This is a genomic window from Idiomarina sp. T82-3 (assembly GCF_001577655.1).
In the GTDB taxonomy this organism is placed as follows: domain Bacteria; phylum Pseudomonadota; class Gammaproteobacteria; order Enterobacterales; family Alteromonadaceae; genus Idiomarina; species Idiomarina baltica.
This window is the reverse complement of sequence record NZ_LSBQ01000024.1, coordinates 1-16,473: the sequence shown is the minus strand read 5'-3', so window position 1 is coordinate 16,473 and position 16,473 is coordinate 1. Positions and strand designations below refer to the sequence as shown.

The 16,473-nt window shown below is 47.7% G+C and carries 14 protein-coding genes and 1 tRNA gene; 8 read left to right on the top strand and 7 right to left on the bottom strand.

Going from position 1 to position 16,473, the window contains the following annotated elements; genetic code table 11:
* Positions 1-31: 31 nt before the first annotated feature.
* The 6 genes from fliE to AWU56_RS11650 form a co-directional block, all read right to left on the bottom strand.
* A complete protein-coding gene (fliE, locus tag AWU56_RS11675) occupies positions 32-367 on the bottom strand; it encodes a flagellar hook-basal body complex protein FliE (RefSeq protein ID WP_006956185.1) in 336 nt (111 codons plus the stop codon).
* Between the two features lie 88 nt (positions 368-455).
* Positions 456-1,841: a sigma-54-dependent transcriptional regulator gene (locus AWU56_RS11670; protein WP_286682633.1), complete on the bottom strand. Its 1,386-nt coding sequence runs from the start codon at positions 1,839-1,841 to the stop codon at positions 456-458.
* Positions 1,834-2,832: a sensor histidine kinase gene (locus tag AWU56_RS11665; protein ID WP_272977472.1), complete on the bottom strand. Its 999-nt coding sequence runs from the start codon at positions 2,830-2,832 to the stop codon at positions 1,834-1,836. The genes AWU56_RS11670 and AWU56_RS11665 overlap by 8 nt, the downstream gene beginning before the upstream one ends.
* A gap of 101 nt (positions 2,833-2,933) precedes the next feature.
* On the bottom strand, positions 2,934-4,379 hold the full coding sequence (locus tag AWU56_RS11660) for a sigma-54 dependent transcriptional regulator (RefSeq protein WP_286682639.1): 1,446 nt from the start codon (positions 4,377-4,379) through the stop codon (positions 2,934-2,936).
* A gap of 29 nt (positions 4,380-4,408) precedes the next feature.
* On the bottom strand, positions 4,409-4,939 hold the full coding sequence (locus tag AWU56_RS11655) for a DUF1285 domain-containing protein (protein WP_006956189.1): 531 nt from the start codon (positions 4,937-4,939) through the stop codon (positions 4,409-4,411).
* 6 nt (positions 4,940-4,945) lie between these two features.
* On the bottom strand, positions 4,946-5,569 hold the full coding sequence (locus tag AWU56_RS11650) for a LuxR C-terminal-related transcriptional regulator (RefSeq protein WP_006956190.1): 624 nt from the start codon (positions 5,567-5,569) through the stop codon (positions 4,946-4,948).
* Between the two features lie 200 nt (positions 5,570-5,769).
* Between AWU56_RS11650 and AWU56_RS11645 the strand changes: the two genes are divergently transcribed.
* From AWU56_RS11645 to pdxH, 3 genes are read left to right on the top strand one after another with little or no spacing between them, the layout of a single operon-like run.
* Entirely contained in the window at positions 5,770-7,446 is a 1,677-nt protein-coding gene (locus tag AWU56_RS11645; protein ID WP_286682632.1) for an amidohydrolase, read from the top strand.
* Positions 7,439-8,986 carry a response regulator gene (locus tag AWU56_RS11640; RefSeq protein WP_286682631.1) on the top strand — a complete coding sequence of 516 codons (1,548 nt, stop codon included), beginning with the start codon at positions 7,439-7,441 and terminating at the stop codon, positions 8,984-8,986. Before AWU56_RS11645 ends, AWU56_RS11640 begins: the two co-directional genes overlap by 8 nt.
* Positions 8,987-8,999: 13 nt before the next feature.
* Positions 9,000-9,641, top strand: coding sequence for a pyridoxamine 5'-phosphate oxidase (pdxH, locus tag AWU56_RS11635; RefSeq protein ID WP_286682630.1), 642 nt, complete (start codon positions 9,000-9,002; stop codon positions 9,639-9,641).
* Here pdxH and AWU56_RS11630 read toward each other — a convergent pair.
* Complete coding sequence (locus AWU56_RS11630) at positions 9,638-10,705, bottom strand: Ldh family oxidoreductase (RefSeq protein WP_286682629.1); 1,068 nt, start codon at positions 10,703-10,705, stop codon at positions 9,638-9,640. The genes pdxH and AWU56_RS11630 overlap by 4 nt on opposite strands.
* A gap of 72 nt (positions 10,706-10,777) precedes the next feature.
* On the opposite strand from AWU56_RS11630, the gene AWU56_RS11625 reads away from it, so the two are divergent.
* The 5 genes from AWU56_RS11625 (at position 10,778) to AWU56_RS11605 (ending at position 16,226) form a co-directional block, all read left to right on the top strand.
* Positions 10,778-11,821 carry an ATP-dependent 6-phosphofructokinase gene (locus tag AWU56_RS11625; protein ID WP_286682628.1) on the top strand — a complete coding sequence of 348 codons (1,044 nt, stop codon included), beginning with the start codon at positions 10,778-10,780 and terminating at the stop codon, positions 11,819-11,821.
* A 17-nt stretch (positions 11,822-11,838) separates the two neighbouring features.
* A complete protein-coding gene (gene speB / locus AWU56_RS11620) occupies positions 11,839-12,753 on the top strand; it encodes an agmatinase (protein ID WP_286682627.1) in 915 nt (304 codons plus the stop codon).
* Between the two features lie 4 nt (positions 12,754-12,757).
* Complete coding sequence (gene speA, locus AWU56_RS11615; protein WP_286682626.1) at positions 12,758-14,668, top strand: biosynthetic arginine decarboxylase; 1,911 nt, start codon at positions 12,758-12,760, stop codon at positions 14,666-14,668.
* A gap of 90 nt (positions 14,669-14,758) precedes the next feature.
* Positions 14,759-14,834: transfer RNA gene (locus AWU56_RS11610), tRNA-Phe, on the top strand.
* A 165-nt stretch (positions 14,835-14,999) separates the two neighbouring features.
* Positions 15,000-16,226, top strand: a complete 1,227-nt coding sequence (locus AWU56_RS11605) for an integrase domain-containing protein (RefSeq protein ID WP_286682625.1) — start codon at positions 15,000-15,002, stop codon at positions 16,224-16,226.
* Positions 16,227-16,473: the final 247 nt, after the last annotated feature.

Below are 16,473 nucleotides of genomic sequence, written 5' to 3'. Positions count from 1 at the left end.
TCAGCCACAGCTCATTCTCCAACTAATTCGGTTATACCGGCATTGACATGATTTCTTTGTACGCTTCTACCATCTTATTGCGCACTTGCACCGTTGCTTCAAAAGCAATACTCGCTTTTTGACTCGCGATCATGGTTTGTTCGAGCGTGACATTGGGATCGCCCAGTTCCATGCGCGTTTTTAAATCACCCGAAGTCTGTTGTAGCTCGTTGACGTTATCTACGGCCATTTTTAACAAGTTTGAAAAATCAGCGTTTGCTGAATTTTCGACTTTCAGCGCATTATCGTTCTGCGGCTTGTCGAGGTTGGCAGATTGCGTTGTGAGCTCGCGCCATTGTTGATAGGCTGCGTTGGCATCTACTTTCATTTCTTTCTCCGTCAAAAAACTTACGACTTAACGTGTTGCCTATGACGATGCAAGTAGAATGCCAACTCTGCTTTATAAGGTGGGTTAATTAGACACTCAGTCCGTTATCTCTAATCTTTGCAAGTTTATAGCGCAGTGTTCGGGGCGATATTCCTAGTTCTTCAGCAACCGGTTTACGCTTGCCATGATGGCGCGCCAACGCTTGCTTGATAATTCGATACTCTTGCATGAACAATGATTCGCCCAGTTCCTCGGCAGGTTCATTGTCGAGATTTTCATGCTCAGGTTGTGAAGCAAGTACCTGACTATCCTGAGAAACTTGCTCGGGCAGGACATGGTCCATCAACGCATCGTCTAGCATCAAATCACTGGGTCGTATTTTGCCACCTTGTTGGAGAACTAAGGCTCGTTGAACAACATTTTCAAGTTCTCTGACATTCCCCGGCCATGCATATTGCTTTAGGTGTTGAAGCGCCTCGTCCGACAAAGTCACCGCTTCTCGAATACCTAAACGCTGACGATGCCGCGCAATTAACGCTTCAGCTAACGGTCCGATATCCCCAATTCGCTCCGCGAGAGGCAGCCAGCTTAAGGGGAACACGTTGAGTCGATACATGAGATCTTCGCGGAAGATCCCTTCCGCCACAGCGGCTTTAATATCCCGATTAGAGGTCGCTATGATGCGAACATCAAGGCGAATCGCTTGGCGTGCGCCTAACCGTTCAACCTGACGCTCTTGAATCACACGTAACAATTTTGCTTGCAAGGCGATATCCATTTCGGTCACTTCGTCAAGCAACAATGTGCCGCCTTGTGCCAGTTCAAACTTACCGGGTGAAGACTGAGTCGCGCCGGTAAATGCACCTTTTTCATAGCCGAACAAAAGTGATTCCAGCATCGTTTCGGGGATCGCTGCACAATTAACCGCAACGAAGGGTTCCTTATCTCGTTTGGATTGTTGGTGGATATAACGCGCCAATACTTCTTTGCCCGTTCCACTCGGACCGGTGATCAACACCGTAGCCTCCGTTCGAGCCACTTTTTTAGCTAACTCTAATAGCGCCAAACTCGCGCTATCCTTTGCTACCACACCATGTCCTGCTGCTGGCTCGATGGGTGCATGACGTTGCACAAGTTGGGTCAGTTCGTCTATCGAAAACGGTTTACTGAGGTAGTCGACAGCTCCCTCGCGCATCGCTACAACAGCATCGTCAACTTTTGCATACGCAGTCATCATCACAACGGGTACATCGATCTTCAAATGTTTAATATTTCTGAGTAATTGCAAACCGTTCATACCTGGCATTTGTACGTCGCTGACGACCAAGTCAATGCGATGCTTCTTAAGCTGCAATAATGCTGATTCACCGTTATCGGCATGCAAACATTGGTAGTGCGCCAATTCAAGCGTGTCTGTAATAGCCTCTCGTAACGCGGCGTCATCCTCAACAATCAGAATAATTGGACTAACCATAACGCACCTCCAGATTCGCGTGTTGAACGATGGGGAGCACTATCCTGAATTCGCTTCCACAACCCTTTTCCGACTGCCACTCGATACGGCCATTATGCGCTTTCGTGACCATGTCAACGACTGCCAATCCCAATCCTGTGCCGTGGGTTTTGTTGGTGGCAAATGGCGTAAATAAACGTTGTTTCATCGCCTCGTCGATACCAACGCCAGTATCACGAACAGAGCAACTCCAAAAACCTTCGCTCGACTCGGTTTCGACAACGACTGACTGCCCTTGTTGACTGGCGTCAATCGCGTTAGTGATCAAATTTTGAATCGCTCCTGCTACGGCAGTTTGGTTAATACGCAGAGCCGTACCCTCATCATCATCTTGCCATCGAATGGCTACCCTACGTTGCGCTGCGTATGCTTCGACACTTTGCTTGATATGATTCACCAAGTCATCTGCATCAACGTCAGCTAGCGTGCTTTGTTGACCGCTTTTAGCGAATAGCAGCATATCGTTAACGTGGTGCTCTAGGTCATGTAGGCGTGTTTTTAGCTTGCGACTAAACTGACAACGCTGATCCTCGGTTAGGTTATTTGAAGATAAATGCTCTGAATAAAGAAGCGCTGTCGCCAAAGGCGTACGTATTTGATGTGCAAGGGAAGCGACCATGCGCCCCATGGAAGACAGGCGTTGTAAGTGCGCGAGCTGGGCTTGTAAGTCACGCGTCTCAGTAAGATCGGTAAGCACCACAAGCTGCCCTGGTTGCTCTGGTAGACTCGAAATATCGACACGGACTCGCCGCCCATTATGCAACGAAACCTCGTGCCAGTCATCGGCTTTGGGAGTAAAGGTGCGCGCGACACAATCGCGCCATAGCTCACCGTTTAAATCGGTCCCGATGAGCTGAATACTGCTTGGATTACAGTAATCAACGATACCTTGACCATTGACTAAAATGACCGCGTTAGGCATCGCATCAATGAGAGCGTAGTTCGATTGCATAAATTAGTGCATCCTGAAAAATTCCTTACACTAATAATGCAAAAGGCATGCCTATTATTTTCTTTTTAATTCAACATGTTAGAAGCGTCAAAATATCAACATCATACTTTCGTGATGTCATATTTTTTCATTTTTTCGACTAACGTAGTGCGCCGCATACTGAGTAGGTCTGCGGCCTTTGCGACAACCCCATCAGCACGGTCAAGCGCTTGTTTTATCATTTCTACTTCAATTTCAGCTAGCATATCCTTAAGGTTTAAGCCCGACTCAGGGATTTCTGCCGCCCCAGTTACGTCCAAACTGGGGAGCTCGCTTGACTCATCATCTCCTTCTTCGTCTTGCTCCGAGAAAATCGCATTAAGCGCATCTCGCTCCAACAATTCTTCCGGATACTCAGGTGTTAAATCCTCAGCGTCGATATGCCGATATTTATGCGGTAGATCGTTTACGTCGACCCATTGATTGGGGTGTGTAATTGACAGTCGCTCAATTAAGTTCGCTAATTCGCGCACATTGCCAGGCCATGGGTGCGCTTCCAGCGACTGTAGTGCACGTTCGGTCAAACGCACACTAATACCACGTTCTTCCTTAAACCGCTCGGCAATCTCACGAAGTAAGAGCGGCACATCTTCTGCACGTTCTCGCAATGCCGGCATTTCAATAGGGAAGACATTCAAGCGATAGTAAAGATCCTCACGGAATCGCCCATCGGCAATCATAGTCTCAAGCTGGCGATGAGTAGCAGCAACAACCCGTACATCGGCCGAAATACTCTTACTGCTACCAATGCGTTCAAATACGCGCTCCTGTAATACGCGTAGCAATTTGACCTGCATTGGTAGCGGCATATCACCGATTTCATCTAGGAATAACGTACCGCCCTGTGCCAGCTCGAAACGCCCTTTACGCACACCAATAGCTCCAGTAAAGGCGCCTTTTTCGTGACCAAACAACTCACTTTCGAGTAAATCGGGGGGAATGGCTCCACAGTTCACGGGAACAAAAGGTCCTTTAGCACGACGCGAAAGCTGGTGAATCCCACGAGCGACAACCTCTTTACCCGTACCCGACTCACCTAATACTAGAACATTCGCCTCACTTCCTGCGACCTGTTGAATGAGCTTACGAATTTCTCGGATATCGTGGCTTTGGCCGACCAATTTCCTTTCTAAAGGATCGGTATTCTTACCGTGGTAGCCTCGCTGGCTTGGAAGGTGGCGATGGTATGCTTGACAGTAGCGAATCAAATGCGACAGTTCATCGTAGGTCAGTGCTTGCGATATTTCACCGACGACATTCGCACGTCGAACCGCATTCGCATGACGCTCAGTTGCACTAATAAAAGGAACATTGGGATAGTCAGAAGCCAAAGCTTCAAGATCATCAACGCAGTCGCCTGCGATGATGCATAAAGCATTGTCTAATTGCTCATCCCCCAGCCACTGGGTTTGGCACTCTACGAGCTCGCCCATAAAGTCGAGCACTGTCTGTAACTGCTTTTTACGCTCCGTATTCGACTCGAGTACATAAATAACTCGAGAATCCATCGTAGAGGAGTTTACCACGCGCTAACCCTTTAGTTTGCCAACCGACCGATTACAAAGTCTTGACCGGCACTATGAAGAAATAATTCTGTTACATCGGGTAGTTCGCGTTGCTGTGCAATTTCTACCCACTGATAAAATACATTGCGATGAACTTTTGCTGTTAAACCTGTCGGGAGTTCAAAGTACGGCACTCCATCCTTAACAAAACTTAACAGTTGCTCGTTCAAAATATATCGCTCATCAATATTGGTTACAACTTGAATTACTGTCTCACCTTCATAATCGTGGAATTTCCAATCGACGATCATAAACGGCGCATCTGCAACCGCGATTTTCACTTTTTCAGCAGGCGTTACAAGAAAATATTCGCCCGACTCACACACCAACACTGATGCAAATAATTTCACCAGTGCAGTGCGAGTAATAGGCGAACCTTGGTATAACCACTGACCATGTTCATCAATAAGCATCGGAATCTCGCCACAGTATGGCGGATCCCATTTTTCAGTAGGGGCGTGACGATACGACTCGAGCTGTTTAGCTAAATCGTTCAGAGACATAGGCAATTAATCAACAAGTTTCTTCTGTCTGAGTAAATACCACAAGGTGGCTTCAGTGCGATTAGACACCTTGATCGCTTTGAAGATTGCTGAGAGGTGAACACGGATAGTACCCTCAGTAATGCCTAATATATTAGCAATCTCCTTGTTAGATAAACCTTGCGCCAATAACTGCATGATTTCAAGCTGACGTGGCGAAAGGAAGCTTTCAGCGCCACTGCTTTTATTACGAGGTTCATTAAGGTTCGGGTCATCCGGTAAGTAACGGTCACCGTTGAGCAGGCCCCGAATCGCCATTTTGGCTTGCTCCGCTGAGGCATCTTTAGGTAAATAACTCCGTACTCCCGCGGCCATAACTTGGCGCACATCGCCAACCGCTTTAGCTTTAGTAAACAGCACTAAATGCGCTGAAGGTGCCAAACGCTTCAAACGCTGCAAAGCAGGACGAATTTCCTCATCAGGTAATTCCATCTCAACAAAGATAATATTAAATTCATCCGCTTTTAGGTAGTTTTCTGCAACCGTGAACGAATCAGCCTCATAAATTGCTGGCTGCGTTGCATAGTTCGTCAACAATTGTATGAGTCCTGAACGCATGAAGAACGAAGGATCAATAATTAATATCTTCATCTAGTTTCTCTCGTTGAAAATCCTTATCTATTTAACTTTTAGCATACCCGAATTCAAGCTCAGAGCAAGTTCTTAAGGAAATTTATATCTATCACGAAAATTTTTGTTAATAAAATCAACATCGTTAAGATGTTTGTCCTTTGTGTATTAACGTGAAAACCTTGTATAGTAACTCTATTGCTCATTTATAGGGATTTTTTATGAAGCCATTTCGCCGTTTAATTTTGACCAGTTCGTTAGTACTTAGTGCGCTGTTTACTACCTCAATTAATGCACAGACAGTTTATACAAATGTTAATGGATATACGCTAACAAGCCCTGCTGGACAAGATGCACAACTTGAACAGTTCAGTGCTTTCGCGGTGCGTAATGGTAAGTTTATCGCGATGGGCGATGCCGAGCTTGCGCAACAATTTCCCGATTTCACACGTATCGACTTACAAGGTAAAACAGTATTCCCTGGTTTGATTGATGCTCACGGTCACGTATTAGGCTTGGGTCTAAGCTTACTGCAAGTCGACCTCCGTACAAGCGAGTCAGCATCCGACGCCGTTAATGCAGTCAACGACTATGCGCAGCAGCATCGCGACCTTCAATGGATAAAAGGACGTGGCTGGAACCAAGAAAACTGGCCCAGTAAGCGTTTTCCAACCGCAGAACAGCTTGATGAGTTCGTCGCTGATCGCCCCGTATATTTGACCCGTGTTGATGGTCATGCGGCATGGCTCAACTCAAAAGCACTCGAAGTCGCCGGTATTACCAGTGAGACAGTCTCACCGGATGGCGGTCAAATCATCAAAGACGCTCAAGGTAACCCAACGGGCGTACTCATCGATAATGCCGTCAACTTAGTTGAGCCGCTTATCCCAGAGCCAACGGCGAGTGAGAAAAAGCAAGCTTTTCAGCTGGCATTCAACCATTTGCTATCGCTCGGCATAACCTCCGTGCATGATGCCGGCGTACCTGCGGTTGACCTATCAATCTATAAAGGTATGCAACATCAGGGGGAAATGCCAATGCGCGTTTATCCAATGATTGCAGCGACCGAACCACAGCTGCCTCAATTATTAGCTGAAGGCCCTTACCGCACCGATGACGACAAACTCTTTATTCGTAGCGTCAAAATATACGCTGACGGTGCACTAGGAAGTCGCGGCGCGGCATTACTTAAGCCATACAGTGACGACCACGACAACCATGGTCTACTCGTAACGTCGGTTGAAAATATACGGAAGTTATATCAATTAATCATTCCGTTTGGCTTTCAAATAAACACACATGCCATTGGTGACCGCGCCAACCGCATTGCACTCGACGCTTTCGCTGAGTTTTATCAGACGCTTGGCGGCCGTAATTTACGTAACCGCATTGAGCACGCACAAATCGTCAATGTAGACGACCTACAGCGCTTTAAGGATTTGAATATCATCGCCTCGATGCAGCCCACGCACGCAACAAGCGACAAAAACATGGCTGAAGATCGCTTAGGTAAAGCACGTATGAAGGGAGCGTATGCCTGGCATACCTTACTCGAGCAAGGTACGATTATTGCCGCAGGCTCCGACTTCCCCGTTGAGCTTGCGAACCCATTTTATGGCTTACATGCAGCCGTAACCCGCCAAGATCGCCAGAACATGCCTGCAGGTGGCTGGCATGCCGAAGAGTCAATGTCGCTCGAGCAAGCATTGCGAGCCTTTACGATTGACGCGGCGTATGCAGGTTGGCAAGAAAGCACGCTAGGCTCAATTGAACCCGGCAAGTGGGCTGATTTTATCGTACTCGACCGAGACCCTTTTGCGATTGATGCAAAAGACATTTGGCGAGTAGACGTCGAGCAAACCTTTGTCGCAGGTGAGCAGGTATATTCAAATGAATGATGACTTTTTATTCTCCGAGGACGAACCTGAAGAGGAGGTGCTCAACACGGCACCTCCTTATGAAATCCTTATCGTCGACGATGACGAGGAAATTCACACTATTACCAAAATGGCGCTGGCCGACTTTAAACTCGACGGGCGTCCATTAAAGTTTCACTCAGTTTATTCTGGCGAGGAAGCCAAACAGTTTTTATCCAATAATACAGCCATCGCGATGACGCTATTGGATGTCGTCATGGAAACAGACCATGCGGGACTTGATGTCGCACGCTGGATCCGCCAAGAGTTACAGAATCGACTGATTCGTATCGTATTGCGCACTGGACAACCGGGGCAAGCGCCCGAAGAAGATGTCATTGCTCGCTACGACATAGACGATTACAAAGAAAAAACCGAGCTGACCTATCGCAAGCTCGTCACTTTAATGTATTCCTGTCTGCGCGCATACCGTGATCTTAATGCCATTGAACGTAATAAGCGCGGTCTAGAAAAGGTTATCAATGCGTCAGCTGAAGTCTTCAGCGCGCAATCTATGCATGCCTTGTGTCAGGGTATCTTAGAACAACTGGTCGCACTGATTACTCACTCTGATGACGCCATGTATTGTCGCACCCATGGTCTTACCGCTAAGACCCGTGACAATCAAGAGTTTGAAATTATCGGAGGCACCGGCGACTATGCCCAAGCCGTTGGTCAGGCGGTCACACAAGATATCGACTGGTCGTTAGTGACCGAGCTGCAAAACCTTCAGCGCTCGGTGGTATTTAGAATTCACAATAACGATTACTATGGGCTCTATAAAACGACGGGCGGTCGGCAATATCTACTCGTCATCAAAGATGTTCGAGATTTGTCTGACCTTGATCAAAACTTACTGGGGCTGTTTGTGAATAATAGCTCTATTGCAATCGATAACCTTAACTTGAGAGAGACCGAGCGAGAAGCTCAACGTGAGTTGCTATACTCCGTAGGCGAGGCTATCGAAAAACGGTCAGTTGATAATATTAGTCATCATGTGAAGCGCTCAGCGGAAATGGCTGGGCAACTATTGATTGCCACCGGCGCTACCAGCGAAGACGCAGAAAAGCTGAAGCAAGCGGCGTCAGTGTACGATATCGGTAAAGTCTCCGTGCAAATGGAATTGGCTCAAAGTGCCGATGCCCTATCGATTCACGATTACGAAGAAATCATGAGTAATGTGATCAAAGGTCATGACTATCTAAGCCAGACCGATACCGAAATTGCACAAATCGCAGCACGTATCGCGCAAGATATTCATGAGCGTTGGGATGGACTGGGTTTCCCCAGTCGCAAAAAAGCGAAAGCGATTGATATCAATGCGCGAATTCTATCCATCACCAGTCAGTATGACGCATTGCGCACTCAACGCTCATATCGCGATGCGCAGGATACGGGCGCCGCAATCGATTATTTGACGCTGCACTCCGGCGAATTCTTTGACCCCGAACTGGTTGGCATCATGATCGATCATATTGATGCGATGGAAAAGATAAGACAACGTTATTCGGATATCATCTAAACACGAGGGTATTATGGATCTTCAATCCATTCGTCGAGATTACAACATTGGCCATTTAACTGAGTCTGATGTGCCCAACACACCGTTTCAGCTGTTTGAGAGTTGGCTAAACAATGCCGTTGAGTGTGGTCTCAACAGCGATCCAACGGCAATGACCGTCGCCACGGTGGATAGCAACAGCCATCCGAGTCAACGTATCGTGTTGCTCAAAGGCTTTGACGAGTCGGGGCTACGCTTCTTTACCAATAAGCAAAGTCATAAAGGTAAGGATATCGCACTCAATCCCAAGGTATCTTGTCACTTTGCCTGGCTTGCACTTGAGCGCCAAGTGCACTTTCGTGGGAATGCTGAGCCTTTAAGCGAACAGGAAAACGACGAATACTTTTATTCACGCCCGTTCGAAAGCCAAGTAGCCGCACTGATTTCTAATCAAAGTCAGCCGATTGGCAGTCGCGATGAGCTTGTACGTTACTACCAAGAGCAGCTTGAGCAATATCAAGGCAAGCAAGTACCGCGTCCACAACACTGGGGCGGTTACCGCATCGTGCCGAGTGAAGTTGAATTTTGGCAAGGTGGTGAGCATCGCTTACACGACCGGTTTATCTACCGCTTAGAAAGCGCAGATAATTGGAGCGTGCAGCGATTACAACCTTAATTCAGTGCTGTCGGTAACGGCTGCTGACAAAACTCAGCGCACTTACGCAATACTTTGAGTGTAGCGGGCGCATAACGTACACCCTTCTCAAGCTGTTGGCGCTTGCGCGCCAGCGCTTGGTGACCGGGAATGCGCACGGGGTTGTCCGCAGCAATCGGTTTTGCCGCCAAGGTGTCTCGAATTAACTCGTCCACCTGAGTAATAAATGCTTTTTGCTCGCCAAACGCCGAAGGGTCAATAACTTGAACCCAAACACAGTTGGCATCGCCCTCATCTTTGCCTTGATTCCGACCATACTGCGCCAGCGCCATCGTCCACAGTTCACTAAATAGCGTTAAGCCATAACCTTTATAGCCCAATCGCTCACCACCCAATGGACCAATCGCACTACCCGGTTCTGAGAAAAACGTCTCAGGGTCATCGGTCCATTCGCCCTGAGCCGTGACCAATGCGTTATAAGGCAATTTCTGCTGATTGGCTTTTGCCTGACGTACCTTGCCCGCGGCCGTCATGGATAAACTGATGTCCAATAAAATAGGGTCGCCAGAGCTCGGCACACCGACAGCGAACGGATTAGGCGAATACACCGCTTGTTTAGCGCCAAACGGAGCGACGGCGCGCTGGCCTGGGGTCGAGCACATTAAACTGACCATCATGCCCTGCTCTGTTGCTAAGCTTAAATAGGCAGCCAAAGACGCGATATGTTGGCTACGACGAACTGTGATGGTGCCAGTGCCCGCTTGTTTCGCCATTTGAATGGCTTCGTTAATGGCCATTGGCATCACATAAGGACCCGGTAAACGTTGCGCATCCCAATTGGCGACAGCGGCACGCTGTTGCAGTACCTGAGGTTGCCCTTTGGGCTGACTCTCACCACGCTCCAACCACTGACAATTATTCAGCAGCCGAATTAGACCATGGGTACTATAGCCCAACAAGTCGCCCTCTAATAGATAGTAGGCAACATGGCGAGCTACTTCGCCAGACGCACCAACCGCTTGCAGACATTCGTCGGCCCACGCTAACAATTCGTTGTAATCAAACAGACAATCACGCTCGCTCATCAAATTTCCTCTTGGTCAGCGACACTACTAACGGTAAGCTTACACCAATGACCATAGCAAGGAGTAGAACAGGTGTCATCTAGTCGATTAATTGAACGCATAGCCGTAATTACCAGCGGTGGCGACGCCCCCGGTATGAATGCAGCACTACGTGCAGTGGTATTAGCTGCCGAGCATGATGGAATAGACGTTGTGGGTTTTCGTCATGGATATGAAGGCTTGCTAAACAATGACTATATGAAACTCGGTCGCGATGAAGTTGAACATATATTGCAATATTCCGGCACCATTATTAAAAGCGCGCGTAGCGAACGCTTTAAAACCGATGAGGGCGGAATAGAGGCAGCACGCAACTTGGATGCGCAGAATGTAGATGCATTTATTGTCATTGGTGGCGACGGTTCATTTAGAGGCGCAAATCATCTTGCTAAATTTTGGCAAGGTCCTATTATTGGCATCCCCGGCACCATCGATAACGACCTCTACGGAACCGATAACACGATTGGCTACGATACCGCGGTAGAAACCGCGATGGACGCGCTCGATAAAATCCGTGATACCGCAGAAGCCATGGACCGCGTGTTCATTGTTGAAGTCATGGGTCGCAACGCGGGCTACATTGCGATTAGCAGTGCCATGGCAAGCGGCGCAGAGCGTATGATTTTGCCCGAGCTGCAAAAGGATAAACCACTCACTATTGATGCATTGGTTAAGCACGTCGAAGGTGTGAATCGAGTGCGTGGTGACTCCAGTTACGTAATGGTGCTATGCGAAAACCAATGGCCTGGCGGCGCGGTGCGCTTAGCCGAGCAACTCGAGGATCGACTCAACTTTCCATGTCGTCCTTGTTTGCTCGGTCACGTACAACGTGGTGGACGCCCAACGGCCATGGATCGTATCTTGGCAACCCGTTTAGGTGTTTATGCCGTACAACTGGTACAAGAAGGCATTACCGGTGTTATGGCCGGCATTGAGAAGAACGAGCTGGTTACTACACCGCTCGAAGACACTTGGGTCAAGCGCAAAGTGCTGAGCCAAGAATTGATAGATATACAGACCAAGTGTTTTAACCCGATCAAAAAAGATCGTCATAAAGCCACGGTCGACAAAGCGTAAAGTAAGGTATTGTGCCCATGTCAGAAATTTCACTTCCAGTGGCGACCAATGATCCTGTGCGCCCCTTTTTTGGCGCCGAGCGTTCATTTTCGATCCATCCTGGCAGTATTCACATCATTGGCTTCGGCTTTGATGGCACCGCGTGTTTTCGTAAAGGGACCAAAGAGGGTCCGGATGGCCTTCGTTCGGTATCCGAAGATATCGAATCGTATTCTCCCTACTTGGATGCCGATCTGGAAGATTACGAGTTTTTTGACCTAGGCAACTTACGTTTGGGTTTTGACGACGACGTTGAGGCACAATGGCATCACGCCAATAATGACTTTAACCAGATTTTTGAACCGTTGGATTTAGCCGCGACCCAAACCAAGCTCATTACCTTAGGGGGTGAGCATTCGATTTCGTACGCGCCTATCGTTAAGCATCTCAAACAATACCCCAATATGGTGTTGTTACACCTTGATGCACACGCAGATTTGCGTGATGGTTTCTTGGGTTATCATTTTTCACACGCGTCGATAATTCGCCGCGTGGTCGATCACTTCGGCCCAGAGCATCAGCTTATTCAGTATGGTATTCGTTCAGGCACTCGTGATGAATATACCTGGATGAATCAACAGGGCACTATCCGTAAATCGCGGCAGGACTTTTTGACATCGGTGCAGGAGATCGCCGGCGACCGCCCTATCTACCTTACGCTGGATCTCGACTACTTCGACCCCGCATTTATGCCCGGTACAGGTACACCAGAGCCGGGCGGCGAGGACTTTCATTCATTCGTCAGTTTGATGAAGATCCTGCGTGAGAAAAATTTCATTGGCGCAGATATTGTTGAGTTATCTCCCAAAATCGACCCAACAGGCAACTCAGATGTATTCGCGGCAAAAATCGTCCGCGAAGTATTGTTAACACTAGAGCAAGCAGGAGCATAAGCCGATGGCAGATTGGACTATCGACCAAGCTGAAGAACTTTACGGCGTGAATCGTTGGGGTGCGGGATATTTCTCCATTGGTGAGAACGGTAATATCAAAATCGCGCCTAACCACCGTTTACCCGACATTACCATCGACATGCGCGAAGTCGTGGATGAAATTATTGCCGAAGGTATCGAGCTGCCCGCAGTTATCCGCTTTCATGACATCTTGCGCTCACAAGTTGAGATCATTAACGAGACGTTCAACAAATGTATTGAGGAAGCCGAATACAAAGGTCAGTACTGCGGTGTATTTCCCATTAAAGTGAACCAGATGCGTGAAGTGGTCGAAGAGATCATGGATGCCGGCGAACCCTATAACTACGGTTTAGAAGCGGGTTCAAAGCCAGAACTCATGGCGGTCATGGCATATAATGACAACCCTGAAGCGCTGACGGTATTAAATGGCTATAAAGATAAAGACTACTTGACCTTGGCGCTGCTTGGACGCCAACTCAAGCGCAAAATGATCATCGTGGTCGAGAAATTCAGTGAACTCGAAATGCTGATCCCGCTTGCGAAGCAGCTCGGTGTTGAGCCAATGATTGGCTTACGCTCAAAAATGATGGTACGTAGCTCAGGTAAATGGGCGGGCTCAAGCGGCGATCGAGCTAAGTTTGGTCTGAGTATTGCCGAAATTCTCAATGCCATTGAGCGTTTGCGCGAAGAAGACATGCTGCATTGTGCGAAGTTATTGCACTTTCATATCGGTAGTCAGCTCTCGGATATTCGCAAAATTAAAGAAGCGGTATCTGAGGGGGCGCGTTTGTACGCCAAACTGGTGCAAGAAGGCGTTGAACTTGAGTACTTAGACATCGGTGGCGGCTTAGGTATCGATTACGACGGCACCAGTTCTACCACCGATTCATCGCGTAACTACTCAACCGAGGAATATGTTGCTGACGTGGTATGGGGCATTAAACAGGTCTGTGACCTCGAGAACGTCCCTCACCCTAACATCGTGAGTGAGAGCGGCCGCGCCATGACTGCCCACCACAGCTGTGTTGTCTCGAACATTGTCGGCGAAGTAAACCCTTCAGGCACTGACTTTGATTTAAGTGCTACCGAAGACGAACATATTCTGGTCAAGAACATGCGTGACCTGTTTATTAACGGTGCACAGTATCACCCTCAAGAGCGCTATAACGACGCGGCAGGTTACAAACAAAGCGCATACGAGGCATTTAAGCTCGGTATCCTCTCGCTGAAAGAGATGGCTAAGCTAGATACCATGTATTGGCGTATTCTCGCCGATATCCACACCGGCCTTGATGAAGAAAGTGCTTTTATTCAAGAGCTGGATGAGCTTGAAGACATGCTGGCGAGTCAGTACCTGTGTAACTTCTCGATTTTCCAGTCAGCTGCGGACACCTGGGCGATTGGTCAAGTACTGCCGATTGTGCCTATCTCGCGCCTTGACGAAAAACCCGAAGTGCGTTGCTCTATTGCTGATATTACCTGCGACAGTGACGGCAAGCTGAGTAAGTACATTGAAGGCACAGAAATTCGTGAAAACATCCCGATGCATAAGTTGAAGAAGAATGAGAACTACCATGTAGGCTTATTCTTAACCGGCGCTTATCAGGATGTTATGGGTGACATGCATAACTTGTTTGGTCGTTTAACCGAAGTGCACGTTTATTGCCACGACGATGAGCCGGGCGATTTCTATATTGAGGAAGTTGTACCGGGTACATCAGCCGAAAAAGTGCTGACAACGATGCAATACAACACCGAATATATGGCTAAAACGGTTAAAAAGCACATTGATCGCCAAGTACGTAAAGGTCATCTGCAGCCACGTGAGGGCGTACGGTGGACTAACTTTTACGAGAAATGTTTGGCGGGCAGCACCTATTTGCGTGTAGATTAACCGCAAAATGGTGATTTACTGACCAAACGGTAAAAAACCTAAGAAAAGCGGTTGACTCGAAGACGAAAAAAACGTTTAATACGCCTCGTCGCCCGGATAGCTCAGTCGGTAGAGCAGAGGATTGAAAATCCTCGTGTCGGTGGTTCGATTCCGCCTCCGGGCACCACCATCCCTTCCAATGCCGTCCATACTTGTACTTTAAGCCTTTATTAATCAAGTACTTGGACGGGGTTGGAGTCTTTTACAGTCCATTGTAGTTTCGCACTATCCACAACTTTTTGTACACTGTTATGTAACACGGAATGAAATGTACATAAGGTGTGTTACAAAAATGCCTAAGATCCCCCAGCCGCTTACTCCTAAGAAAATCGATGCGGCAGAAAAAAAAGATAGAGAATATAACCTGTCTGACGGGCAAGGGCTGTTCTTGAGAATCAAACCCTCGGGTAAAAAAGTTTGGATCTTTAACTATTCAGAGCCTTTTACTCAGCGTCGCAAAAACCTGACATTAGGTAACTACCCAGAGTTATCACTAAAATTAGCAAGAGAAAAGCGCCATTATAATCGGGAGTTACTAGCCAAGGATATTGATCCCATAGCTCACCGTGACCAACAAGTTGAAAAAAAACGGGCTGCCGCTAGCAATACGTTCAAAGCGGTTGCTGAACGTTGGATAGAAGTACACCGAACAAAGGTTAAACCTGACACTGCTAACAAAATCTGGCGCTCACTTGAAAATGATGTATTCCCGCGCGTTGGCTCAATTCCTATCGAGCAGTTAACCGCCCCTAAAGCAATAGAAGTGATTCAAGCCCTCACCAAGCGAAATAGCTTTGAAATGGCGCGTAAAGTTGCTCGTCGCATGAATAACGTCATGTCGTTTGCAGTCAATGTTGGTATCGTCCGCCATAACCCACTGACAGGCATTAATCAGATGATTCCCTCATCAAGGGTTAAGAATATGCCAACACTGGCTCCTGATGAATTACCGGAGCTTATGCGGGCTTTAAACTTTGCTAACATCAAGTACGTGACTCGGTGCTTGATTGAATGGCAACTACACACCATGGTCCGCCCCGGTGAAGCAGTGCAAGCCCGCTGGGAGGAAGTCGATTTCGATAAAGCTATATGGACGATTCCTGCTGAGAAGATGAAAATGGAACGACCTCACGAAGTGCCATTGACTAAGCAGTCATTAGCATTATTAGAGTTCATAAAACCACTGAGCGGTCACAGAGAGTTCATATTCCCCTCTGATAGAGCCCCCCTTAAGCATGCCAATAAAGAAACCGCTAACATGGCGCTCAAGCGCATGGGCTTCGAAGGCCGTCTAGTTGCCCATGGTCTTAGAGCTCTCGCTAGCACCACACTTAACGAGCAAGGTTTTGACAAAGACGTTATTGAAGTTGCGCTGGCGCATAAGGACAAAGACAAAATTCGTGCGGCATATAACCGCGCTACTTATATGAAGCAGCGCAGGGAAATGATGGAGTGGTGGTCTGAGCATATTGAGGAGGCGTCGCGAGGGTCATTATCTTTAAGCTGTACAAATACGTAGTAAATGAATTCTAATAATTTTCACCACCCCATAACTAAAGCTACTTACTTCCCTTTGTTGCTTGGTAAGGACTGTAGTAGCTCCTGTTGGTAATACAGTAATCTGTCATTTGATAGTCTCGTCTCATACGCTTTTTTAGAGTACTCATTAGGGTTCTACCCCGTTTCTACGGACGGTTTAAAACGTTTGTAAACTTCCTGTCTTGATTCGCTACTCTACGTCGCATTCTTGGATTATGAAACCGCTC

What these genes read in the sequence shown, in the direction of transcription:
- fliE (WP_006956185.1), bottom strand. Translation starts at nt 367, where the DNA reads ATGAAAGTAGATGCCAACGCAGCCTATCAACAATGGCGCGAGCTCACA.
- AWU56_RS11605 (WP_286682625.1), top strand. Translation starts at nt 15,000, where the DNA reads ATGCCTAAGATCCCCCAGCCGCTTACTCCTAAGAAAATCGATGCGGCA.
- AWU56_RS11640 (WP_286682631.1), top strand. Translation starts at nt 7,439, where the DNA reads ATGAATGATGACTTTTTATTCTCCGAGGACGAACCTGAAGAGGAGGTG.
- AWU56_RS11650 (WP_006956190.1), bottom strand. Translation starts at nt 5,569, where the DNA reads ATGAAGATATTAATTATTGATCCTTCGTTCTTCATGCGTTCAGGACTC.
- pdxH (WP_286682630.1), top strand. Translation starts at nt 9,000, where the DNA reads ATGGATCTTCAATCCATTCGTCGAGATTACAACATTGGCCATTTAACT.
- AWU56_RS11660 (WP_286682639.1), bottom strand. Translation starts at nt 4,379, where the DNA reads ATGGATTCTCGAGTTATTTATGTACTCGAGTCGAATACGGAGCGTAAA.
- AWU56_RS11665 (WP_272977472.1), bottom strand. Translation starts at nt 2,832, where the DNA reads ATGCAATCGAACTACGCTCTCATTGATGCGATGCCTAACGCGGTCATT.
- speA (WP_286682626.1), top strand. Translation starts at nt 12,758, where the DNA reads ATGGCAGATTGGACTATCGACCAAGCTGAAGAACTTTACGGCGTGAAT.
- AWU56_RS11670 (WP_286682633.1), bottom strand. Translation starts at nt 1,841, where the DNA reads ATGGTTAGTCCAATTATTCTGATTGTTGAGGATGACGCCGCGTTACGA.
- speB (WP_286682627.1), top strand. Translation starts at nt 11,839, where the DNA reads ATGTCAGAAATTTCACTTCCAGTGGCGACCAATGATCCTGTGCGCCCC.
- AWU56_RS11645 (WP_286682632.1), top strand. Translation starts at nt 5,770, where the DNA reads ATGAAGCCATTTCGCCGTTTAATTTTGACCAGTTCGTTAGTACTTAGT.
- AWU56_RS11655 (WP_006956189.1), bottom strand. Translation starts at nt 4,939, where the DNA reads ATGTCTCTGAACGATTTAGCTAAACAGCTCGAGTCGTATCGTCACGCC.
- AWU56_RS11630 (WP_286682629.1), bottom strand. Translation starts at nt 10,705, where the DNA reads ATGAGCGAGCGTGATTGTCTGTTTGATTACAACGAATTGTTAGCGTGG.